The sequence below is a fragment of the Shewanella sp. 3_MG-2023 genome, from assembly GCF_030548765.1.
In the GTDB taxonomy this organism is placed as follows: Bacteria; Pseudomonadota; Gammaproteobacteria; order Enterobacterales; family Shewanellaceae; genus Shewanella.
The window spans coordinates 44077-67013 of record NZ_JAUOSH010000010.1 but is presented as its reverse complement, the minus strand read 5'-3'; the positions used below and the strand labels follow the sequence as shown (position 1 = coordinate 67013).

Genomic DNA, 22937 nt, shown 5'->3' with positions numbered 1-22937 from the left:
TTAAATGAAGTATTGGTTAATGAAATCGGAACCTGATGAGTTCAGCATTGACGATTTAGCAGCATGTTTACCACAGTCAGAACCCTGGCAAGGGATACGTAATTATCAGGCGCGAAACTTTTTACGGGATGAGGTAAAAACAGGGGATTTAGTGCTGTTTTACCATTCCAGCTGTAAAGTTCCCGCTGTTGTGGGTATTGCCGAGGTGACCTCAGATGCGGTGACTGATTTAAGCGCCTTTGATAATCAAAGCCCTTATTTTGATCCTAAATCAGATAAACAAAAACCGAGATGGGTTGCAGTAGATATTCGTTTTATTCAAAAGTTAACCCGCATTATTACCTTGGCGCAGTTAAAAGCTGATCCAAAACTTGCTGACATGGTATTGGTAAGTAAAGGCGCTAGGTTGAGTGTTCAGCCTGTGACAGAAGAAGAGTTCAACTATATCGTTGCCTTATAAATGCTTTATAAATGCTTTATAAATGCCTTAAACATAAAAAAGGAGTGCTAATAAATTAGCGCTCCTTTTTTAACATTCAATAGTAACAGCAATTAAAATTGGTTTAGATTAATAGCTTTCTTTTGCCACTATGGTTTGTCCAATCGGCGTGAGGCTCAATAAAGCCAGCTTCACATGTTGTATAGCAAACGGAATACCAATGATAGTGATAAAACAAGCTAGAGCATGGGTGAGGTGACCGATGGCCAACCAAATACCGAAAAATAAAAACCAGATTACATTACCTATCATCCCTAATGGACCGGTACCAAAGTCTTCTGTGCCTGATAGGTGTTTACGATTTACATTTTCTTGGCCGAATGGCCAAAATGCCATTTCACCAATGACGAAACAGGCTCGGGCAAAGGGGATACCGATAATACTAATAAAACATAAGAGCCCAGCTAGCCACCAAGCTAAGCCCATTATAAAGCCGCCCATGATGAACCAAGCGATATTAAAAACTAATCTTAATACTGACATCTAAAATCCCTTACTTGTTGTAATAACGTACTATTTTTAATCGTGCTTTGTACAGTTTGTTAGTCGAACTATGCACTATTGAAGCGAAATCTGTGCCACATTATTTATATTTTTTATCTTGCTGAATTTAAACGATAATTTTATAAGGTATATTGTCTCTTAAACTCTCAGCATAAATAGGTTAGTTAAAAACAACATTTTTTAGTTAAAATAATAACTCTACTCATTGATGTTGAGATAAACATGTTTGCCACCACACCAGTACAAACCATTCGATTTGCAGAGCAGGCGATATTTGTAAAACGCGATGATTTACTCCACCCGGATTTCAGTGGTAACAAAGCGCGAAAATTTCAATATTTTCTCGAGCAAGATTTCCCTCTAGTAAAAAAACTGGTTGGCTATGGCTCAGCGCAAGCAAATTCGCTGCACTCTTTAGCTGCCTTAGCCAAAATGCGCGGCTGGCAACTTGATTATTATGTTGACCATATAGCTGGCTATCTTAAGCAAAACCCCCAAGGAAACTATAAAGCGGCCTTAGACAACGGCGCCAACATCATTGAAAAGCCAGCGGGTATTGAGCTGAACCTAGAGACTTATGTACAACAAGATATTCAAGCGCCGTATGAATCGAACAAACAGCTTGTCGTTAAGAGTACGGTGTTTGTTCCCGAAGGCGGGCGTTGTGAATATGCTCAGCTAGGGCTTGATCAACTAGGGCGAGAGATTATTGAATGGCTTAAACAAAATAATATGAAAAAGTTAGAGCTATTTCTTCCTTCAGGTACAGGTACCACGGCACTTTACTTACAACGTTTTTTTGTCGAATTCAGTAAAACAGCCAGCAGCTCAGACCTCTCGCTGCCCAGTGTAACGGTATTAACCTGCAGCTGTGTTGGCGGTGATGAATATCTCACTAAGCAGTTTTATCAATTAACCGATAATACTGACTATCATCCAAGGATCATCTCTAATGGTAAAAAGTATCATTTTGGTAAGTTGAACCGTCAGTGTTATGACATGTGGCAACACGTCAATAAGCAAGGTATTGAATTTGAATTGTTGTATGACCCAGTTGGTTTCATCATGCTGGAGCATTATCTAAATACTGCAAACCTAAGCGGCGATGACTTAAACAAAGGTGCTGCTGTTCCTGTGATGTATTTACATCAAGGGGGCTTGCTGGGTAATCCAAGCATGTTAGCGCGCTACAAAAGGAAATATCAACAGCAAGGATGATAGCGGGTTTATATCTAGGCTAGATAAGCATTCATTAGAGACAATATTGAAAATTGATTTGAATTATGACGTTGGAGAGTTGCTTAGAGAAGGATTTGAAAAGTGCTCTTGGGTGAGGGTAACTTCATGTTGCTCAGTTCTAATAAACGTCCGGTAAGGTGTGAGAGGAAATACCGAGAAGCGATGTCTATTGAGTAACTGAGCAAATGAATAACGCAAGCGTTAAAAGTCTTACTTGTTAGCCGTAAGCAACCATTTCATAAATGTTAACGCTTCAGTGCGCTTAGAAAAAGTTGTTTTAGTTTTACCTTGGCTATCGGTAAAAGCTATTGAGTTTTTATTTGATGATATTGAATTAACAGGGAAATTAACTGTAATTTCATGACCATTTATGTTGTATGACATGTGCCACACTCCTTTTTAATTTTCACCTTTTTGGTGAGTAAGTAATAACAATATTTATCCTTAAGCAGTTGTGTTGCGTAAGTTTAGATTTATGTGCTTAAGTTCACTGTGCTTATTACACTTACAAGTAGGCTGGTTTGATCAATTCTATTTTTAATCGCCAATTTACTTGCTGTAGTTAGTTGAACATAGGCATATGACAAACAAATGACAGAGAACAACTTAGCAAATGACTTGTAGTGTGGGTTTACTGCATGTAGTGAGTGACTAACAGAAGGGTAAACAAATAATTACAAGAAAACTTAAATACACAGAGGATATTAGTCATATATTTTTTATATAGCAATACATTTTTTACAATTCAGGACAATTAATGGATAAAAGGTGAACTTAATCGCCCTTTATCTGAATATTTATCCAACAAAAGCAGCAACACACTGTACTTTGTGGCGACTTATCCTCAGTTAGGGTAAATAATCTAGCTAAGTCGACGTGTAACCCTCCCTTAAAATCAGAATGTTTTAAATAGAGTTTTCCATTTACACTAAACCAAATGGAGAATCACATGAAAAAGACACGTTTTACTGAAAGCCAAATCATCAACATCCTCAAAGAAGGCGAGTCTGGCGCATTGACGGTGCCAGAGTTATGCCGCAAACATAATGTGGGTCAAAGTACCTATTACAAATGGAAATCTAAATATGGTGGTATGCAAGCCTCTGATTTAACCCGTATGCGTGAATTAGAAGCCGAGAACGCCAAACTTAAAAAGATGTTTGCTGATGTCAGCTTACAAAACATGGCACTCAAAGACATTGTTGAAAAAAAGCTATAAAGCCAGCAGAGCGGAAGGTGTTAGCCCACTATGCCATTAATGAATTTGGCCTAGGTGTTGTGTTGGCTTGTGATGCGCTAAGTATTAGTCGTTGCACATTTTATTACCAACTCAAGCGTATCGATGATAATGACATCATTGAGGCCGTATCAGGCATTGCAGAGAAGCATAGGGCTTATGGTTTTAGGAAGATATTTAAACGACTACGACTCCTAGGGCATCAATGGAATCATAAACGTGTGTATCGCGTTTATTGTGGTTTAAAACTTAACTTACGACGTAAAGGCAAAAAACGTTTACCCTCACGTGAGCCAGAGCCACTAGCCGTTCCAGTAAAGGCAAATGATTGCTGGTCAATGGATTTTATGAGCGACAACTTGTTTTCAGGAAAGTCGTTCAGAACTTTTAATGTGATTGATGATTACCATCGTGAAGCTTTAGCGATAGAAGTGGACTCAAGCTTACCTGCTCAACGGGTAATACGTGTACTGGATAGAATCGCAGCCTATCGCGGTTACCCTAAGCGTTTAAGGCAAGATAATGGACCTGAGTTTATCTCACATGCACTTGAGATATGGGCTGAACAACACAGTATTAAGTTAGACTTTATTAAGCCAGGTAAGCCAACTCAAAATGCGTTTATTGAACGATTTAACCGAACTTATCGAAATGAAGTATTGGACTGTTATTTGTTCAACAGCTTGACTGAAGTAAGGGAAATCACGGATAGTTGGCTTGAAGAATATAATTATGATCGGCCCCATGAATCACTGAACGATCTACCGCCCAAGCTATATGAGCGGTTAAATAAAGAAAACTCTCTTAAAATATGATCGATATAAGGGAGGGTTACAGACGATAAGCATAACTGTTATAAAAACCGCAAAAAAAAGAGTGCTTTGTGTCATTAAAGCACTCTTTTATCTTTAAAATCAGAGTCAGTGTTAAGCCGTTGATTAATAAATCAGTTCGCCTATTGGGTTGAGTAGCTTACTGATCCCTTTAGTAAAATATAAAGGCGCATCAACAACGGTATAACATAAACACCCCTCAACTGTTTTAGGGCTGTGCTCATGGTCACTATTAAGTAACAAAAAGTCACCTGCGCTGTAGGTGTTGTATTCATCGCTGAATTCGCCTGCTAACAACAAGGTCAACTCTTGGCCTTTATGGGTGTGCTGTGGGATTTCGCCGTTTTTATCAATATGCAGTAAACTCGCTCTTGCTTGTTTCTCGCCGGTGTCGAGTCTTAACCGACTGACTTTACCTATACCTTGCCAATGGTTTTCTACTTGCTGGCGAAATGCAGCCGGTAAATTGTATTGCTGACCTTTGACCTTGACTGCGACCTTGGATTGCTTTGGCGATACATCAACGGCATCATCCATTTGCATCATAGTGTGAAGCATGGCTTCAAGCTCTGCATCCATAGCTTCATTTATGCTTGAATCTAGTGATGCTGTGGGTTGCGCATTTAAGCTGTTTTCAGCAGCAACCAAAGTTAGTTGCTCAATTTTATCGGCGCAATGACGACACAGTTCACAATGGGCTGACACGGCCAATGATAGAGACAAAGGCAGTTCTCCTTTGGCATGGAGAGAAAGTAATTGCTCATCGGGGTGATAATTAATCATAATGTTTCTCCATGAAGCCTTTTAACTTCTCTAATCCTAATCTGAGTCTTGATTTAACCGTGCCAATGGGCACTTTCAATTTATCTGCCAGTTCTTGCTGAGTGAGCTCTTGCATGTAAATGCCTTGCACCACCTGTTTTTGCAGCGGCGGTAGTGACTCAACGTGTTTAAGCAAGGTGGCAGACAATTTGAAGTCATTTTCAGTTTCATCGCTGCCATCAGAATCGAATAGAGACCAAATATCGTCACCAAACGCATCTTCACGGTTATGTTGCACTTTACGCAACATGTCAAAGCACTGATTACGCATGACTGTGAACACCCAAGTGCTTACTGCAGCTTTATCAACATTATAAAGATGGGCTTTAGTCCATACTCGGGTCATGGTTTCTTGAACTAAGTCCATGGCTAAGCCTTGTTGGCTCAAACGTTGGATCCCAAAAGAACGTATTTTGGGCGAAAAATGAGCAAACAGCTTAGCAAAAGCAGCTTTATCTCTATGATTTGCAACACGTAGCATTAAGCCTGCAAGCATCTGGGCTTCGTCATCATTGTTATCGGTTGATTTCATGGCAGTATCTATTGTTTTTGTATTTTTAGATAACATACCTTTATCATAACGACTTTGAACCGTTTGTGATTGAAAATTTTGCATTTATTTTCACTCGCATCGTCAGTGTTAAGAGAGCTTTAGTCACATATATTGCATTAACCTGTTTTATATAGCAGGTTAAAAGCTGACTAAATCCGAAAGTTACTTGTTGATACGCAAAAGGATGAAAGATGGTTCAAAAAAGGCTTAAAAATGTGCAACTTTTTTATCATTTATTACTAAGAGTTAAAAATTTGAGTGGTTTGCTTTGAGTTAAAGTCGCTAACCACCTGATTTTGAATGCGTTAAGATTACTTAATAATGCTGGTGATCAAGGCTTGGGTCATTTCGTGATTATGACTATTAATGCACTGGTACTTTTCCTCTGGGCTAATGGGCATTATCTCTAACCAGCGCTGACAGACCCATGACAAATTATTAAAGTCGTCATCTTTATAGTGAGATAATTGTTGTGGGTACTGCTGTAAAATCTCTTGTAAGGTTTTCTTTAAAAAATGTTGTTTGGGCTTTATATCTGTTTGCGGCCAATCGGGGATTAAACTGACATCACCTCTTTTTAAACCATCAGCTTCAGTATCGAACTGATTGATTTTAAACCGCTGTTTACCTTCGATACTAATACCTAATAGTCCATCGTCTAGCGTTTCAAAATCGATAATATGAACCCAAGTTCCTAAAGGCATGAGTTGGTTGTCACTGGTTAGCATGCATAAGCCAAAACCTTCACCTGATTTAAGTGATTCAGTCACTAAACGTTTATATCTTGGTTCAAAAATGCGCAATTGCGTGAAGCCTTGAGGTAACAAGCAAATGGATAATGGGAACAGAGGCAATTTCATAACAGCACCTTTATTACTAACTTAATGATGAATGTAGTATTCATGTTTTCAATAGTTTATACGGTGATATTGAGGGTAATGATCACTATTGTTTTACCCAAATTAATTGCTGAGTATCAATGCCTAATGCGGTCATTTTTTCTGTGAATCTGAGTTTATGCTCGGCAGAGATGTTAGGTGTGCGCGATAAAATCCACGCATAATCATTGTTTGGACCTATCACTAACGAACTTATATAGTTTCCGTTGTTATCTTCCATCAAATCATGGATTTGATAGGCACCATAAAACGGCCCAAAAAAAGAGACTTTTAAACGGCCAATATTGTCCGTTTCAATGAAGTAGGCTTTACCCTCTGCTTCACTCCAACGTGCTTTTTCGTCTGAATAACCTCGATTGATGACCACAACTTTATCGTCATCAACAGAATAGTTGGCTGTGACTTTTGAAAGGCCTCTTTCAAATGAATGGTCAAGTCTGGCGATTTCATACCAGCTACCGAGGTAATTGTTGAGTTTAAAGTTTTCAACCACAGTCACTTTTTTATCGAGCATAGTGCAAGCGCTTGTTCCGCTAACTAGCAAGGCACACAAGGCGATGCTTTTTATGTTGTTATAAACCTTGGTCGATGTCATTTGTTGTGATCCCTATAGTTTTATCTTGAGTTGAATTTGCACTAATTACTCATGTTACGTACGATGCTGCCGATAAGATCTATATTAAAATTTATTAGGTTAATATCTGTTCTAAATGATGTTTTACAGCCAATCTTATTTAGTCAATGTCGCTGTTGTATCCGCTAAAAATTTTTTAATGGCTAGTAGAACCAAGGTCGAGTTAACGAGAAATAATAATGAAAAAAATGCTGGATTCAGTCGATCAACGTACTAAATTAGTCGGTGAGAACCGTTTAGAGTTACTGTTGTTCAAAATTAGTGCCACCCAATTATTTGCTATTAACGTGTTCAAAGTCAAAGAGGTCGTTAAGCTTCCGCCTTTAAGCGCATTACCTGGCAGTAACCCAAACATTAGTGGTGTTGCCAACATTCGTGGTATGTCTATTCCAGTGATTAATTTGCGCGGTGCTATTGGCTTTAGCCCTATGCCAGTCTCAGATGACTGTAATTTGATTATTACTGAGTATAACCGCAGTGTGCAGGGCTTTTTAGTTGGCAAGGTAGAGCATATTGTCAATATGACCTGGGGCGATATTATGCCGCCGCCAAAGTCTGCTGGGGCTAATAACTATTTAACGGCTATCACTAAACTGCAAGAGAATGATGTACAAAGATTGGTCTCTATTATTGATGTCGAAAAGGTGCTAGCTGAGATCATTGATTACGACATTACCTTATCAGAAGGCGTACTTGATCAACAATTAGTGGCGCACATGCCGGGCCGAAAAGTATTAATTGTTGATGACTCCGCCACGGCTAGAAAACAAGTACGCGACACCCTCAGTCAACTGGGGATTAAAATCATAGAGGCCTCTGATGGTTTGCAAGCATTGAATATGCTTAAAGGTTGGGCAGCAGAAGGTAAAAGCGTTGCCGATGAGTTATTGATGATGATTACCGATGCAGAAATGCCTGAAATGGACGGCTATAAACTCACAGCTGAAGTGCGCGCCGATGAGCGCATGGCGTCACTGTATATCACCCTTAATACCTCGTTAAGTGGCAGCTTTAATAATGCTATGGTTGAAAAAGTGGGCTGTGACAAGTTTATTTCTAAATTCCAGCCAGACTTATTGGTTGATGCGGTGCAGCAGCGCTTAAAGATGATCCTTGACTAAGTGTATCTTCAGAGCGATGCGGTTGTTAGCGCTCGCTCTGTTGTGGCTTACTGTTTTAGTCGCTCAAATTTAAGTAAACTCTTCTTGAACCTGTTCGATAAGCAGCTTTTGATGCTCTTTGGTAATGCCAATGTTCATTCGACATAACCTTACCGCATAAGAAAACTTGTCTTTGCCGACAATATTGAGTATTTCACATAACAGCGATTTGTTGAGCGCTAAGGTGTCACAATAGTGATTAATTGCCTTATTTAGGCTATTAAACTGTAAACCATCAAACTCAAATACCGCGCTATAACCTTGTTCAATATCAATGCCATTGAGCACCAAGGGCCAACCTTTTGCATTAATGCGGCCTTTGGCAATGTTGTACATCATCCATGCACTTTCTTTAAAGCCAGATAATATTCGACAATCAAAACCTGACTCAGCCAACTCTTCTTCGGTCCAATTAATGCCAATGGCGAGATCTTTATGATAAATCTGCATTAAGTCATCTTTTACTGCGTCTCTGCAATCCCAAATAGAAGTCAGTAAATTCTTTTTAGCTAACCTTGCACACTCACTGCATGCTGGCAGTGTTAATGAAGGGTGCGGGGTTGATGCTTTAGCATAATAACTGAACACATCGTTACTAGGCTCGGCGCAAAACCAGCATTGATGGCGAAGATCGAAAGGGATATCAATTAGGGGAGGTAAATGATTCAAAACAGGCCTTTAAGTTATAACTGGCAAGTGAATTTTTCTTATAAAAAAGCTGCTTTAGTTCGTAACGAACTGCAGCAGCTTAATTTAGCCAAGAATGTAATTATTCGGCTTCAATATCAACTAGCTCTTTAGCTAATTCAATTGGATCTACTTCTAAACATTCTTCGTTTGCAACCCAATCAAGACCGATTAATACACCGTCTTCATTTAAATCGCCAACCCAAAATTCTAAAAAGTCATTCACACTGATCTCAACAGCGACATAGTCTGCCCACTCTTCAGTACAATGGCTTGCCGCCGCAGCTTGTGTTGACCATAAAGGCATCACATCAGTTTGTTCAAATTCAGAAGAGTCACAGACAACCCAACCTTCACCAGTCTCATCCGCTAAGCCCCAAAGGACTTGATGCTTTTTCACATTTTCAATAAAGCTTACAACTGCAGGGGTTAGTTCAATCATGATTAGTCTCTTAGAAATTTCAATTAACTGATGCATTATACGTTAACGCTAAACAATACAAAACACTATTAATCTTCTATCGCAAAATGAAATAAACAAATACAAATTATCACAGTTTTAGCGGGTTTTGATCTTGTTTCCTTTTGCTTGATAAGTCAGGATGTGGCTATTCATTGATTAGTCGAAGTATTCTTTTTATGGTGAGTTTCAAATTTCCAGCGTTACTAAAATCGGCTGTAGTGGTTTCTAGCTGCTTTGTTAGTCTTCAAGCAATTGCAGCGTCCGATGATTTTTCCCAGTGTGTGGATAAGCTTAAAGTTACAGCCCGCAGTGAAGGCTTATCCGAGCAAACGATAAATACCAGTGTCGCTAATCTAAAGTACATTCCTAGAGTGATTGAGCTTGATAATCAGCAGCCAGAGTTTAGCACCACCTTTGGTAATTACTTCAATAAGCGTGTGACTGATTGGCGTGTTAAAGAGGGGCGGCGTTTATTAGCCGAGCATCGAGAATTATTAAATAAGCTTACCCTTAAGTATGGGGTACCAGGCCAATATATCATTGCTTTTTGGGGGCTGGAAACCAACTTTGGTGGCTATAAGGGCAAAATGTCAGTGTTAAATTCGTTAGCGACATTAGCCTGTGATCCTCGTCGTAGTAGCTATTTTACCAATGAATTGATGCAAGCTTTAAAGCTTAAAGAAAAGTATCAATTTGATGATGCGACTATGGTGGGCTCTTGGGCTGGCGCGATGGGGCATACTCAATTTATGCCAACCAATTACGCTAAATATGCCGTTGATGGTGATGGTGACGGTAAAGTCGATTTGTGGAATAGCACTGCCGATGCCCTAACGTCTGCGGCAAACTTTTTGCAGCAACTGGGCTGGAAAGCGAATGAACGCTGGGGCAGAGAAGTATTATTGCCTGAAAATTATGATTACCAATACCTTGGCCGCAAGCACCCTAAACCGTTAACCGATTGGGCTGCATTAAACCTCAAGCAAGCCAATGGCACACCGTTGACGACTCCAGAGATGGAAGCCTCATTGTATGTCCCGTCTGGTCATACCGGGCCAGCATTCTTAGGTTACGATAACTTTGATGTCATTATGCGCTGGAATCGCTCTGAATTTTACGCCATTGCCGTGGGCCATTTAGCCGATAGGGTGAATGGTGCAGCGCCGCTGAGAGTAAGCGCGCCGGATCATGGTCTATTTAATCGCAGCGACATTAAGCTTATGCAAGCAAAATTAAATGAACTGGGTTTTGATGTTGGTAAGCCAGATGGTGTACTCGGGCGAAACTCGATTGCAGGAGTGCAGGCATTTCAGCGCAGTAAAAACTTGATTGCTGATGGCTTTCCCGATCAAAAAACCTTCGCCGCGTTAGGTATTAAGATCAGTTTATAATCCGTAGCTTCAATTAAAAAATAATGATTGCATCGCTGAGAGTTTATTCTCTGCCAGTTCGCAGGCTTAGTGCTTAAACTCAGTTCATAAGCTTAAAGAATAAGCTAAAAGCATAAGCTAAAAGCATAGCAATCGATTATCTCGGCTTTTACTGGCAGCTTAATCGGGTATTTGTTAAGCTGCGGAAACTATTGATATCGAAGTAAACTAAGGACATTCGATGAGCGCTCAAGACAATATGGTAGTTCGATTCAACTACACCCTTCGTGACGAACAAGGTGAAGTGATTGAAAGTAACGAAGGTGGTTCTCCAATCGCCTATTTACATGGCCATGACAACATGATGCCAGGTGTAGAAAATGCCATTGCTGGCAAAGATGCGGGTGAAAAGTTCACCGTTACATTACCAGCTGCTGAGACCTATGGTGAGCGTATGGAAGGTGCTGAGCAACGTGTTTCAGTAAAACACCTACAAGGCGCTAAAGTATGGAAAGTGGGCATGTCTGCTATTGTCAATACTGAAGAAGGCCAACGCCAAGTGACTATCGTTAAAATGGGTAAATTCATGGCGACCATCGATACTAACCACCCATTAGCCGGTCGTGAGTTAACCTTTGATATCGAAGTGGTTGATTTTCGTGATGCAACTGATGAAGAAATTGCCCACGGTCATTCACACGGTGAGGGTGGTCATCAGCACTAATTTATTGCTGCATTACCCCAAATGTAATCCCAAGTGTAGTTAATATACTTGGGATTTTTGTTTGAAATAAAAGAAGCATCCGAATGATAATTGAATTTTCCCAAGGTAAATTAGTGGTCACGCCATTTGAAATCCAGTGTCGATTAAATACCAATAACATCGTCTTGACCGCAATGGTCGATGACATGAAATGTCTTAGTGACAGTTTAATGTTAATCGCAGATGCTGGCGCTGTGCGCTGGAGTTTAAAATTGGATAATGCCCAGCAATTTTATGAAGCCATCGAAATAATGGGCATTGCAGCCGAATAATCTGATTCGGCTGCGACAAGCTTCACTACAGGAGCACCTAGGCTAGTGAATCTCGGTTATGGGGACTGCTATAGTCAATCTCTGGGCCAACTGGCACGATTTGGGTTGGATTAATTTGTTGGTGGCTAAAGTAGTAATGCTGCTTGATGTGCTCAAAGTTTACCGTGTCAGCAATGCCAGGCTGTTGGTATAAGTCCCTGAGGTAACCAGAAAGGCAAGGGTAGGACTCAATGGTTCTAATATTGGTTTTAAAGTGGCCTACATAAACACAATCAAAGCGAATTAAAGTGGTAAATAAACGCCAATCTGCTTCAGTTATCACATCTCCCATTAAGTAGCGTTTTGTTGCTAAGCGTTGTTCTAATTGCGCTAAGCTGGCAAACAGTGGCGTTATTGCTGCTTCATATGCTTGTTGAGTAGTAGCAAAACCACTGCGATATACACCATTATTAATGTTGTCGTAAATCATGGCATTCAGTTCATCAATATCTTGACGTAGTGCTGCTGGATAATAGTCGTCATGGTTAGCCGTAAGATGATTAAACGCCCGATTAAACATACGAATAATGTCAGATGATTCATTACTGACTATGGTATTAGTGTGTTTATCCCATAATACGGGCACAGTGACACGACCGTTATAATCAGCTTTGGCCATTTGGTAAATTTGATACAGGTAATCTTTATTAAACAAAGGATCGGTATTAGCGCCTTCAATGGCATTAGCAGCTGCCGACTGATTAGATCCTGCAAACTCCCAGCCGTTACTGAGCATGTGCGGCTCAACCACAGTGACATCAATCATTTGGGTTAACTGTTTAAGTTGTAGAAAAATTAAGGTTCTATGAGCCCAAGGACAAGCCAATGAAACGTATAAATGGTAACGTCCAGCTTCAGCTTTAAAGCCTGCATCACCACTTACTTCTGCACTGCCGTCTGGTGTTATCCAATGCCTAAATTGTGCATCTTCTCGGTGAAAATTGCCGCCATTTTCCTTCGTTGGGTACCATTGATCGACCCAGTGTCCATTTTGTAATAACCCCATCATTGCCACCTGATAATTTCAACTTCTATGACTGAGTTTAAGTGATAAATTTTAGCAAAAAAAGCGGATTAAATGGGCAATAACGTTCGATTAATTCGAAGCTGCTTGAGCCTAAATGTATTTACTGTTACTGAAAATATTGAATTGGAATAGCGAGTATTGGTTGCTTTAATTGCGGTGCTTTTAACAAAAAACTCACATCAATAGAAAAATATGGCTATATGGGTTCAAATATCAACCAGATACAATTTGTGTTGTTACAACTTAAAATGTCTGACTTGTTTTGTTTTTTTTGTGCGAGTGTTTTGTTTTTGATTTTAATGTTTTCCAAGATGTATCTTGTTGTTGTGGCTGGGTAAATTGTGGTTTTTTGTAATCAAACTGACATGAGATTTATGCAATGTTTGCTAGCATTCAGCAATGGGCTGGATAGCTCGTACATTATAAAAATTAAATTGATTAAGGGTTAGATCATGAAAAACATCTTGTGCAAATGCTTAGTGGCCTCTGCTGTACTCGCGACATTGTCAGGTTGTAGTAATGACGATGATAAAAACCTAACAGCTTGTGAAGCTGCTGGTGATGCATGTACTAGCTTTACTGTTATTCATACCAATGATAATCATGGCCGTTTTTGGGAAAACAGCAATGGCGAATATGGTATGGCTGCGCGTAAAACTGTGATTGATCAAATTCGACATGAAGTAGAGCGTGCTGGCGGTGAAACCATTCTTTTATCTGGTGGTGATATTAACACTGGTGTACCTGAGTCAGACATGCAGCAAGCCATTCCTGACTTCATGGGGATGAACCTATTAGGTTATGACGCTATGGCAGTGGGTAACCATGAGTTTGACAATCCTCTAAGCACCCTTGATATGCAGTCAACATTGGCTAATTTTCCAATGCTTGCAGCTAACATCTATGACAAAAATGCAGACGCGCGCTATTTTGAACCTTACCGAGTGTTTGATATTAATGGCGTAAAAATTGCAATTATCGGTTTTACCACTGTTGATACCCCCAAAATTGTTAATCCAGAAAATGTCGACAGACTGACATTTACCGATCCTCAAGACGAGCTGCCTATTGTTCTTGCTGAAATCGAAGCCAATGAAGACGTTGATATGGTGTTTGCTGTAACCCATATGGGTCATTATGCTGACGGTAATCATGGTACAGAAGCCGCTGGTGATGTGATGCTAGCTCGCTCAGTTGAGCAAGGTCAACTGCACGCGATTATAGGTGGTCATTCACAAAACCCAGTATGTATGGAAGGGGATGAGTACGCCGACTTTGCTCCAGGTGATGACTGTAAACCTGATCAGCAAAATGGGACTTATATCATGCAAGCCCATGAATGGGGCAAGTACGTTGGACGTGCTGATTTTGAATACATGGATGGAGAGCTAACGCTGGCAGAATACTCACTCATCCCAATTAACTTAAAGCAAGAAGATGAAAGTGGCGAGTTAGTTTTCATTACTGAAGAAATTGAAAAAGACCAAACAGTATATGACACCTTATTGCCATATCAACAGCGCGGTCAAGAATTGTTAGATGTAGTGATTTCCTATACTGATGGTAAGTTTGAAGGCGATCGTGAAGTGGTACGTGTTGAGCAAACAAACCTAGGTAACCTGCTCACTACAGCTTATTCAGAATTTGTTAGCAATAACTTCAATGTCACCGCAGACTTTGGCGTAATGAATTCAGGTGGTGTCCGTGCTTCTATCGCTGAAGGTGATATTTCATACCGTGATGTGTTAACTGTACAGCCATTTGGTAATTTTGTGTCTTATGTCACTATGACGGGTGCGGAAGTTGAAGACTATTTAGCTGCTGTGGCAGTTAAAACCGGTGGTGGTTTCCCACAATTTAACCATGTAGCTATGGATGTGAATTGTGATGCTGAAACCGTCGATATTGCTTCTCTTGGTGGCCGTAGTTTCGATTTAGAAGATGATTATACCTTCTCGTTAATCCATTTCAGTGCTGCTGGTGGTGACGATTATCCAGTTATTAATCAACATAAAAACTACATAGATACCCAATTAACTGATGCAGCAGTTTTTCGTGAGTACTTTGTGGCAAACCCTGTATTATCAGCTGCCGATTATGCACCTGTAGAAGGTCAATTAAATTTCTACCGTAATGGCGCGTTAGTGAAAAGTTGTGCTCAATAATTTCTTTTGATTAACTAATGAGTAAGTTAAAAACGGTGTAAATTGAAAAAGGTAGCTACGGCTACCTTTTTTGTTTCAAGCTTAACGGTGCTTATGGATTGGTATAAGATAGCCGCAATTCATCATAAAGGATTTAATTATGTCGTCGGTGACAACCCTACTAGAACGTATAACAGTTGAACCAGCTACACCTGCGAAGTCATGTGTCATTTGGTTACATGGCTTAGGAGACTCAGGAGCCGGGTTTGCGCCCGTCGTGCCTGTTTTAGGTTTACCAAGTGATCATAGTATTCGATTTGTTTTTCCCCATGCACCAGAACAAGCGGTGACCATAAATGGCGGCTATATCATGCGATCTTGGTATGATATTAAAAGCATGGATTTACATGATCGAGCCGATATCAATGGGGTGTTAACCTCTGAAATCGCAGTAAAAGCGCTGATCAATGAACAAATTGAATCGGGTATTAGCGCTCAAAACATTGTGCTGGCAGGTTTTAGCCAAGGTGGCGTCATGAGTTTATTTACTGGGTTGAGGTTTGAGCAAAAACTTGCAGGCATTATGGCATTGTCATGTTATTTACCCGCAGGAGAGGCTTTACCTGAGGGCTTAAGCGAAGCTAACAGTGATACGCCGATATTACAAAACCATGGTGAGCAAGATGAAGTGGTGCCATTATTTGCTGGAAAAATGGCCCATGATGCCTTAATTAAAGCAGGCTATTCGAGCAAGTGGCTTACTTACCCTATGGCACATAGTGTTATACCTGCGCAGTTGTCCCACATTGGTCAATGGCTAACCGATAAACTCGGGAAAGCATAACTGGCACTTTAGTGTGGCTGTTTCAAATTAAGTACAATGTCACTATTAACTTGTGATAGTTAAATGCTATAAAAAACAAGAGGCTTAGCGCTGTTATGGCGCTGAGCCTTTTTTATATTCGAACAGCTCAATCATTTGGCTAAATCCCTTTTTATTATATTGGACAATCTGCGTGTATTAATAAAAACTAAATCATTGTTATTTAAAGTGATAACTTAAAAATAAATCACAATATTTAGTAAACTTTTGTTAAAATACAGCTCGTTTTATGTAGTGAAACTAGTTGCAAACAAATTGCAGGCAACTTGTATTAAATTGAAGGTTTACGGATAACATAATGATAAGAAAAATTCCGAGTCTACTGGTCGTCATCGGTGTATTAACCAGTTTAACTGCGTGTGATCGAAAACCTGACTGCGAAGATAATAATTGCACTAAATTTACTGTGGTGCATACCAATGATAATCATGGTCGTTTTTGGCATAACAAAGCGGGTGAGTATGGCATGGCAGCGCGGTTTACTGTCATTGATGGTATTCGTAAAGAGGTCGCCGCAAATGGTGGGCATACCTTAGTGTTATCAGGTGGCGACATCAATACGGGTGTACCAGAATCCGACTTACAAAACGCCATCCCCGATTTTATTGGCATGAATATGATTGGTTATGATGCCATGGCGGTGGGCAATCATGAATTTGATAACCCATTGTCAGTATTGGCAGAGCAAGCAGAGTTAGCGACATTTCCAATGTTGGCTGCCAATATCTATGATAAAGAATCTAATCAACGTTATTTTGAACCTTATAAAGTGTTCAAAGTGGGTGATATTGACATTGCTGTAGTGGGGTTGACCACTAACGACACACCAAAGCTAACTAATCCATTGCATACAGAATCGTTGATTTTTACCGATCCTATCGCGGAAATGAAGCAGTTGTTACCGCAAATAAAAGCCAATGAAACTGTAGACTTAGTGTTTGCAGCTACCCATATGGGCCATTATCAGGATGCAGATTTTGGCAGTAATGCCCCTGGTGATGTCACGATGGCTAGAGCGTTAGAGGAAGGGCAGTTAGACGCCATTATCGGCGGGCACTCGCAAAATCCAGTGTGTATGGCTGGTCGCAACAGTGAATATGATAAAACCTTCACCGCGGGTGACTCTTGTCGTCCAGACAAACAAAATGGCACTTGGATTATGCAAGCCCATGAGTGGGGACGCTTTGTTGGCCGCGCTGATTTTGAATACATTAACGGTAAATTGTATTTAGTGGACTACCGATTAATTCCAATTAACTTAAAGCGAATGGCTTTTGGTAAAAAGCTTGCTTGGCCAGTAGGTGAGCATGTTGAGCGTAACCCTGAGGTTGAAGCGGCGTTATTACCTTATCAGCAAAAAGGCAGCGCAGAGCTTGATGTGATCATAGGTAAAGTAGATGGGCTATTACAAGGCGATCGCAAGGTGGTGCGTGCCCAGCAAACCAATTTAGGTAGGTTAATTGCGAAAGTACACAGTAATAAAGTGCGCGCTGACTTTGGTATCATGAACTCTGGTGGCGTCAGAGCCTCTATTCCGGCAGGAAATATTGCTTATCGTGATGTGCTCACGGTGCAACCATTTTCAAATACTATTGGTTTAGCAGAAATGTCAGGTGACAAATTAATTAGCTATTTATCAAAAGTGGCTACCAATACCCGAACTAGCGGTGCTTATGCGCAATTTTACGGTATTGATATGACTGTAAAATGTCGTGATCAAGACGTTGAAATTCATAGTATTAATGGTCAGCCTTTTGATATATCGGCAACCTATCAGTTCTCTATTCCAAGTTTTAGCGCAGCAGGTGGTGACAATTACCCTAAGATTAATATTCTTGAAGCGGGTTATGTAGATGCCATTGAGCTTTATGAATACGTTAAGAAAGAGAAAAATATTCAAATTGAGGATTATAATCCGAAAAATGAAGTGAAATTTACCCAATCTAAAAGCTCATTAGGCTGCAGTATTTATTAGTAAAGCTGTAATTCGCTAGTGTTTTATTTAAAGGCAACCATTTGGTTGCCTTTTTTATTTAAAAATTATTTACTTTTAATACACTGTATTTAAAGGGATTTAATCTTTCAGGTAGCATCCTTTAAAATTATTTCCAGTTATTTACTTGAAAAAGAAAATTTCGTTCTCATATCTAGTTATAAGTTAGGCACGCTCAATAGAGGTACTAACTACCATTACGCCGCAAGGGTAATGACAAACCGCCAATAATGGCATTTTATTTTTCACATATTGCTTTAGACAAGGATATGATTATGCGCAAATTTAACCTAACTCCAGATTTAACCCCTCTTTATCGTAGTGCGATTGGTTTTGACCGTTTAGCTAAAATGGCAGAACACGCCGCAGTACAAAATGGTAACACCGGTTACCCTCCATACAACATCGAATTACTTGGCGAAAATCGCTACCGTATCACTATGGCGGTTGCTGGATTTAGTATGCAAGAACTTGATATCACTAGCGAAGGTGACAAGTTACTCGTCAAAGGCAGTAAAGTGGCTGCAGTAAACGATGAACGTAAATACTTACATCAAGGTATCGCAGAGCGTGGATTTGAGCGCACTTTCCAGTTAGCAGACCATGTCAAGGTTGTTGGTGCTGAATTAGAAAATGGTTTATTAAATGTTGATTTAGTAAGAGAAATCCCTGAAGCGTTAAAAGCACGTAAAATTCAAATCAATTCTGCGCGCAGCGCTACCAGTAATACGATTGAAAGTTAATGCGTTACCGCCCTTTAGGTAAATAATAAAGGGCACTAGTTTCATCTCTTCCCTGATTTTTGCCCAACTAGATTCATTTTCCTAGTTGGGCTTTTTGCCTTATGACTGTTTATAAAGCCCCTCACAACAAATTGACGCCACATTATTGATCCCACATTAAAGTCACTCTCAACAAAAGCACTTCGCGATAACGTCGCTTTCAATAAAAGCACTGCTCGTAAAAGTCACAAGCCCCTATTTAAGCGCTCTATCTAAAATGACCGCACCAGCATCATTGTTACCCAGTTCATCATTAGGATTGTATATGGGGCAGTTTTTCATTGATAAACATCCACAACCAATACAGCCATCTAGAGAGTCACGTAAATTAGTCAAATAATTGATTTTTCTAGTTAACTGATTTTGCCACTTGGTCGATAGCAACGCCCAGTCTTCAGGGGTTGGGGTGCGTTCATTGGGAAGGTGGCTAAATGCCTGCTTGATATCCTGCAAGCTTATTCCCATGGTTTGGGCGGCTTTTATCACGGATATCCGCCTGATCACATCTCGGCGATAGCGGCGCTGATTGCCTTGATTGCGCAAACTGGTGATCAAGCCTTTTGATTCATAAAAATGCAGGCTTGAGACTTTTATGCCGCAACGCTTGGCCACTTGCCCGACTGTTAAATCCATTTCATCAAGCATCAAAATATTCCTATTACAGTAAAAATAATACTTTACCTCAACCAAGGTTGAGGTTTTATAGTGGCACTATATTACAACAAGTTGATTTAAAAATCGTTGCAATGCAGGAGGCAAAATGACGTATTTAATTTTTAAAACTGAACAAGTGAATACATTCAGTCATCGAACAACAACTCCGGTTACCACAGTAATCAAACCCTCTAAGGAAGTGGTCACTGAGCAAGCTTATGATGCTTCAGATGACCCAAGCCGCTCCCCAAGTGGCGCTAAGAATCATGATTTGTCAGCAGAAAACGCAATCACAGCGGTTATTGAACTAAGCCGAACCCTATTCAATCAAGTGATGATTAATAAGTAATGTCAGCTTTTTAAAACAAGGAATATGATTATGCGATTAGAGCATTTAAATTTAGTAGTACAAAATTTAGACGCTAGCTTAGCGTTTTATCGGGCAGCTTTTCCCCATTGGCAAGTTCGCGGCGGTGGTGAAGGTGAGTGGCATGGGGTGCAGCGTAAATGGCTGCACTTTGGTGATGAATATAATTACTTATCGCTTAACGATGGCGGTAAAGGAAAAATGCGTCCCAATGAAGGTTATGATTTAGGCTTAGCCCATTTTGCTTATGTGGTGTCAGATCTTAAAAGTTTAATGGCAAGAATGGAGCAAGCTGGTTTTGAAATAGCGATTAAAGGCCGTGAAGATACTTACTCTGACAGTGTTTATTATCTTGACCCTGATGGCATTGAGGTAGAGTTTGTCCAGTATTTAACGGATATTCCCAGTGAACGAAATCGTTATGTTTAAGTTTCATTGGCGCTTATAAATAGTATAAGCAACAGTAAAAACGAACAGTATTAGTTGGAGATTTATCTTAAGTCGGAGTCAGTATGCATCTTAATCAAGTTACCTTAACGGTTAATAATATGACTAAAGCCTGTGAGTTTTATTTAACTCTCGGTTTTACTCAAATCGTTAATACTGCCCATTACGCTCGTTTTATGTGTCCTGATGGTGAGGCCAGTTTTTCATTAACCTTAGATGAGCTGCAATTGAATATGAGTGATAACCGAACCGTTATCTATTTTGAACATGAGCAACTAGATGAATGGGTTAATCAGCTGATTAAAAAAGGCATCGAATTTGAAACTTTGCCCACAGATCAAGACTATTTATGGCGTGAAGCAAGGCTGTTTGATCCTGCAGGTAATAAGATAAAGCTGTATTGGGCAGGAGAGAATCGATTAAATCCACCGTGGCGAGTGACTATTCGTGATAAATAACCATTCACAATTAACCATTAACCATTAACTACAGATACTCATACTGAGGTAATCAGCATTAAAAAAGCGCCGCTATTAAATTAGCGGCGCTTTAAACAATATTGACCAAGTGTGGCTTTTAACCTAGCGGCTATAAAAATATCAGCCTATTTACCCCAAGGGTTTACAGCGCCAGTGCCATTGGGCACTGATCTGCTGGTGTTATTTTTACTAGGCTTGCGAGAGTCTGAGCTTCTATTCTCGCCGCGGTCACTAGTTTTATATGGGCTTTTAGCTGCGCTTTCTTTATTAAAGCGTTTGGCTTTGTTTTTATCGTAATGATTATTCTTCGGCTTATCTGACTTACCACGTGAAAGCGTTGGCTTGTCATCCGTTTTAGCTTTTGGCATTTTGGCGTTCTTTGGCACAAAATCTAAGATTGAAATCGGCACTTCTTTGCGAACTTCAAAACCTTCAACTTCTTTACGGACAATTAAGTGACCCAAACGGCGCTCAATTGCGCAGAGATTTTTAAAGTCATCTTTTGACACCAATGACACTGCAATACCAGACGCCCCAGCACGGCCAGTACGACCAATGCGATGCACATAATCATCAGCAGGGTATGGTAAGTCGTAGTTAATGACGATAGGTAAGTCATCAATATCAATACCACGAGAAGCAACACCAGTGGCAATAAGATAGGTGATTTTTCCATCTTTAAAATCTTTAAGTAATTGCTCACGTATCGGCTGGCTACGACCACTATGAAAAGACTCTGCAATAATGCCGCGCTTTTCTAATTGAGTCACCAGCTTTGCTGCACCGTGTTTAGTTTCGATAAAGATCAGCGCTTGTTTCCAATCGTTGTCTTTAATCAACTGGCTTAGTAATGCTGACTTCTTTTCTTTATCAACGGTAACTAACCATTGATCAATTTTTGGCGCTGCGTCAGCATCTTCAACCACTGAAATTTGCACTGGGTTACGCATAGCTGATTTAGCCAGAGCGCGAACTTGGTTAGACAAAGTGGCTGAAAACAACATGTTTTGACGTTCATCAGGCAACAATTCGATGATGCGGTTAATGTCTTCAATAAAGCCCATATCCAGCATTCTATCGGCTTCATCAAGCACTAACACTTCAAGCTCGTCAAAGTTAACGGCACGTTGAGTATACATATCCAGCAAACGGCCAGGTGTTGCCACCAGGATATCAATGCCTTCAATGAGCTTTTGCTTTTGGGCATTACTGTCAACGCCGCCATACATGACCATTGAATTTATTGATAAGTTCTGGCTGTATTTTTTGATGTTCTGCTCAACCTGAATCACCAGTTCACGGGTAGGTGCTAATACCAGTGCTTTGACGCGTTTGCCACGTACCTTATGGGGGGCTTTAAAGCGTTCGATAATAGGCAGTACAAAGCTGGCTGTTTTACCGGTGCCGGTTTGCGCCGCGGCAATGATATTTTTACCCGATAAAGCAACAGGTATAGCCTTAGATTGAATGGGAGTCGGCTTGGTATAACCTAAAGAACTAAGTGCACTGATTATTGGATCGCTTAATCCCAGCTTCGAAAATGGCATGTGTAATCTCGGGTAAAGTAAAATGATAATTAACAACACTGTCAGCAATGATCAATGCTTGGTTTAGCGTTAATCATGGCGCAGTGGTAAAGAATAGCTGGTTAGTATAACAGAGTGAGCAAAATATAGGGTAGGGCTGTTTTCGCTTTAAGCGTAAAGCTAACAAGGTGAATCAATATGATCTGTCTGCAGTTTATAAAGTTTTGACGCAGCAGTTCTTGCCAGTATGGCCTATGTTGATTTGAATCCAATTCGCGCGTAAATGGCTGCAACACCTGAAACTTCAGATTACACTAGTATTCAACGACGCATAAATTCAGCGATTAAAGGTGAGCAACCCAAAGAGTTACTGGCATTTGTAGGAAATGAACGTTTAGTGTAGTGACAAGGTGAATTTGGCCACTCATTTGTAGTTGAACTCACTTAGCATAGAAATTTTAATCCTAAATTCACCAATTAGATTTAGAGATCTAACTCGGAAATGTCCAGAGGTGAGTTACAAAATGATCAAACGATATTGTTTTCAATTGACAATAACTTCACTTCAGCTAGTGAAAACGATCAAATTTCATCAAGTCGAAGTTCAATAAATAAGCAAGCCCCTGCCATTTCTGATCAAACATTATTGCTCTCAAACATG

25 protein-coding genes and 1 pseudogene are annotated in these 22937 nt (G+C 40.1%); 15 read left to right on the top strand and 11 right to left on the bottom strand.

Annotated features, from left to right (window positions below; genetic code table 11):
• Positions 1-4: 4 nt before the first annotated feature.
• Positions 5-460 carry an EVE domain-containing protein gene (locus Q4591_RS07760; protein ID WP_303412573.1) on the top strand — a complete coding sequence of 152 codons (456 nt, stop codon included), beginning with the start codon at positions 5-7 and terminating at the stop codon, positions 458-460.
• 108 nt (positions 461-568) lie between these two features.
• Here Q4591_RS07760 and Q4591_RS07755 read toward each other — a convergent pair whose 3' ends face one another.
• On the bottom strand, positions 569-982 hold the full coding sequence (locus Q4591_RS07755) for a YccF domain-containing protein (protein ID WP_303460359.1): 414 nt from the start codon (positions 980-982) through the stop codon (positions 569-571).
• Positions 983-1225: 243 nt separating this feature from the next.
• Here Q4591_RS07755 and Q4591_RS07750 point away from each other — a divergent pair, with 243 nt between their 5' ends.
• Positions 1226-2221, top strand: coding sequence for a 1-aminocyclopropane-1-carboxylate deaminase (locus Q4591_RS07750; protein ID WP_102476232.1), 996 nt, complete (start codon positions 1226-1228; stop codon positions 2219-2221).
• A gap of 231 nt (positions 2222-2452) precedes the next feature.
• On the opposite strand, the gene Q4591_RS07745 is transcribed toward Q4591_RS07750, so the two are convergent.
• The gene (locus tag Q4591_RS07745) at positions 2453-2626 is read right to left on the bottom strand and encodes a hypothetical protein (protein WP_102438235.1); all 174 of its coding nucleotides are present in this window, start codon (positions 2624-2626) and stop codon (positions 2453-2455) included.
• Positions 2627-3191: 565 nt separating this feature from the next.
• On the opposite strand from Q4591_RS07745, the gene Q4591_RS07740 reads away from it, so the two are divergent.
• Positions 3192-4294 (top strand): IS3 family transposase gene (locus Q4591_RS07740; protein ID WP_303460356.1). Its coding sequence is split into 2 segments (ribosomal slippage): positions 3192-3447 and positions 3447-4294, totalling 1104 coding nucleotides; the frame shifts between segments, so codons are not numbered across the junction.
• Positions 4295-4417: 123 nt separating this feature from the next.
• On the opposite strand, the gene Q4591_RS07735 is transcribed toward Q4591_RS07740, so the two are convergent.
• From Q4591_RS07735 to Q4591_RS07720, 4 genes are all read right to left on the bottom strand, one after another.
• Complete coding sequence (locus tag Q4591_RS07735) at positions 4418-5095, bottom strand: ChrR family anti-sigma-E factor (protein ID WP_303460354.1); 678 nt, start codon at positions 5093-5095, stop codon at positions 4418-4420.
• Complete coding sequence (locus Q4591_RS07730) at positions 5088-5750, bottom strand: sigma-70 family RNA polymerase sigma factor (RefSeq protein ID WP_303460352.1); 663 nt, start codon at positions 5748-5750, stop codon at positions 5088-5090. The genes Q4591_RS07735 and Q4591_RS07730 overlap by 8 nt, the downstream gene beginning before the upstream one ends.
• Before the next feature lie 248 nt (positions 5751-5998).
• Positions 5999-6547, bottom strand: coding sequence for an LON peptidase substrate-binding domain-containing protein (locus tag Q4591_RS07725; RefSeq protein ID WP_102438229.1), 549 nt, complete (start codon positions 6545-6547; stop codon positions 5999-6001).
• A gap of 85 nt (positions 6548-6632) precedes the next feature.
• A complete protein-coding gene (locus Q4591_RS07720) occupies positions 6633-7181 on the bottom strand; it encodes a lipocalin family protein (RefSeq protein WP_303460349.1) in 549 nt (182 codons plus the stop codon).
• A gap of 218 nt (positions 7182-7399) precedes the next feature.
• Here Q4591_RS07720 and Q4591_RS07715 point away from each other — a divergent pair, with 218 nt between their 5' ends.
• Positions 7400-8341: a chemotaxis protein CheV gene (locus Q4591_RS07715; protein ID WP_303460346.1), complete on the top strand. Its 942-nt coding sequence runs from the start codon at positions 7400-7402 to the stop codon at positions 8339-8341.
• 69 nt (positions 8342-8410) lie between these two features.
• On the opposite strand, the gene Q4591_RS07710 is transcribed toward Q4591_RS07715, so the two are convergent.
• Both Q4591_RS07710 and Q4591_RS07705 read right to left on the bottom strand, forming a co-directional pair.
• Complete coding sequence (locus Q4591_RS07710) at positions 8411-9049, bottom strand: hypothetical protein (RefSeq protein WP_102476236.1); 639 nt, start codon at positions 9047-9049, stop codon at positions 8411-8413.
• A 100-nt stretch (positions 9050-9149) separates the two neighbouring features.
• Positions 9150-9509, bottom strand: coding sequence for a DUF2750 domain-containing protein (locus Q4591_RS07705; RefSeq protein ID WP_076537554.1), 360 nt, complete (start codon positions 9507-9509; stop codon positions 9150-9152).
• 197 nt (positions 9510-9706) lie between these two features.
• Here Q4591_RS07705 and Q4591_RS07700 point away from each other — a divergent pair, with 197 nt between their 5' ends.
• The 3 genes from Q4591_RS07700 (at position 9707) to Q4591_RS07690 (ending at position 11935) form a co-directional block, all read left to right on the top strand.
• Entirely contained in the window at positions 9707-10921 is a 1215-nt protein-coding gene (locus tag Q4591_RS07700; RefSeq protein WP_303445799.1) for a lytic murein transglycosylase, read from the top strand.
• Positions 10922-11141: 220 nt separating this feature from the next.
• A complete protein-coding gene (locus tag Q4591_RS07695) occupies positions 11142-11624 on the top strand; it encodes a peptidylprolyl isomerase (protein ID WP_102476237.1) in 483 nt (160 codons plus the stop codon).
• Between the two features lie 83 nt (positions 11625-11707).
• The gene (locus tag Q4591_RS07690) at positions 11708-11935 is read left to right on the top strand and encodes a DUF3389 family protein (RefSeq protein WP_102438220.1); all 228 of its coding nucleotides are present in this window, start codon (positions 11708-11710) and stop codon (positions 11933-11935) included.
• 37 nt (positions 11936-11972) lie between these two features.
• On the opposite strand, the gene Q4591_RS07685 is transcribed toward Q4591_RS07690, so the two are convergent.
• Positions 11973-12980, bottom strand: a complete 1008-nt coding sequence (locus tag Q4591_RS07685) for a glutathione S-transferase family protein (protein WP_102476238.1) — start codon at positions 12978-12980, stop codon at positions 11973-11975.
• A 473-nt stretch (positions 12981-13453) separates the two neighbouring features.
• Between Q4591_RS07685 and ushA (Q4591_RS07680) the strand changes: the two genes are divergently transcribed.
• From ushA (Q4591_RS07680) to Q4591_RS07665, 4 genes are all read left to right on the top strand, one after another.
• Positions 13454-15166, top strand: a complete 1713-nt coding sequence (ushA, locus tag Q4591_RS07680; protein ID WP_303412558.1) for a bifunctional UDP-sugar hydrolase/5'-nucleotidase UshA — start codon at positions 13454-13456, stop codon at positions 15164-15166.
• Positions 15167-15314: 148 nt separating this feature from the next.
• The gene (locus Q4591_RS07675) at positions 15315-15989 is read left to right on the top strand and encodes an alpha/beta hydrolase (protein WP_102519695.1); all 675 of its coding nucleotides are present in this window, start codon (positions 15315-15317) and stop codon (positions 15987-15989) included.
• A 337-nt stretch (positions 15990-16326) separates the two neighbouring features.
• Positions 16327-18003: a bifunctional UDP-sugar hydrolase/5'-nucleotidase UshA gene (ushA, locus tag Q4591_RS07670; RefSeq protein WP_102519677.1), complete on the top strand. Its 1677-nt coding sequence runs from the start codon at positions 16327-16329 to the stop codon at positions 18001-18003.
• A gap of 293 nt (positions 18004-18296) precedes the next feature.
• Positions 18297-18764, top strand: coding sequence for an Hsp20 family protein (locus Q4591_RS07665; RefSeq protein WP_303460340.1), 468 nt, complete (start codon positions 18297-18299; stop codon positions 18762-18764).
• Positions 18765-18998: 234 nt separating this feature from the next.
• On the opposite strand, the gene soxR is transcribed toward Q4591_RS07665, so the two are convergent.
• Positions 18999-19448: a redox-sensitive transcriptional activator SoxR gene (gene soxR, locus Q4591_RS07660; protein WP_102438202.1), complete on the bottom strand. Its 450-nt coding sequence runs from the start codon at positions 19446-19448 to the stop codon at positions 18999-19001.
• Between the two features lie 115 nt (positions 19449-19563).
• Here soxR and Q4591_RS07655 point away from each other — a divergent pair, with 115 nt between their 5' ends.
• From Q4591_RS07655 to Q4591_RS07645, 3 genes are all read left to right on the top strand, one after another.
• Positions 19564-19806, top strand: a complete 243-nt coding sequence (locus tag Q4591_RS07655; RefSeq protein WP_102476241.1) for a hypothetical protein — start codon at positions 19564-19566, stop codon at positions 19804-19806.
• 27 nt (positions 19807-19833) lie between these two features.
• A complete protein-coding gene (locus Q4591_RS07650; protein ID WP_102438333.1) occupies positions 19834-20253 on the top strand; it encodes a VOC family protein in 420 nt (139 codons plus the stop codon).
• A gap of 83 nt (positions 20254-20336) precedes the next feature.
• Entirely contained in the window at positions 20337-20729 is a 393-nt protein-coding gene (locus Q4591_RS07645; RefSeq protein ID WP_102476242.1) for a VOC family protein, read from the top strand.
• A gap of 146 nt (positions 20730-20875) precedes the next feature.
• Here the strand turns inward: Q4591_RS07645 and Q4591_RS07640 are convergent, their stop codons facing one another.
• Positions 20876-22297: a DEAD/DEAH box helicase gene (locus Q4591_RS07640; protein WP_303460337.1), complete on the bottom strand. Its 1422-nt coding sequence runs from the start codon at positions 22295-22297 to the stop codon at positions 20876-20878.
• Positions 22298-22502: 205 nt separating this feature from the next.
• On the opposite strand from Q4591_RS07640, the pseudogene Q4591_RS07635 reads away from it, so the two are divergent.
• Positions 22503-22670, top strand: a pseudogene (locus Q4591_RS07635) (transposase); the annotation flags it as partial.
• Positions 22671-22937 lie beyond the last annotated feature (267 nt).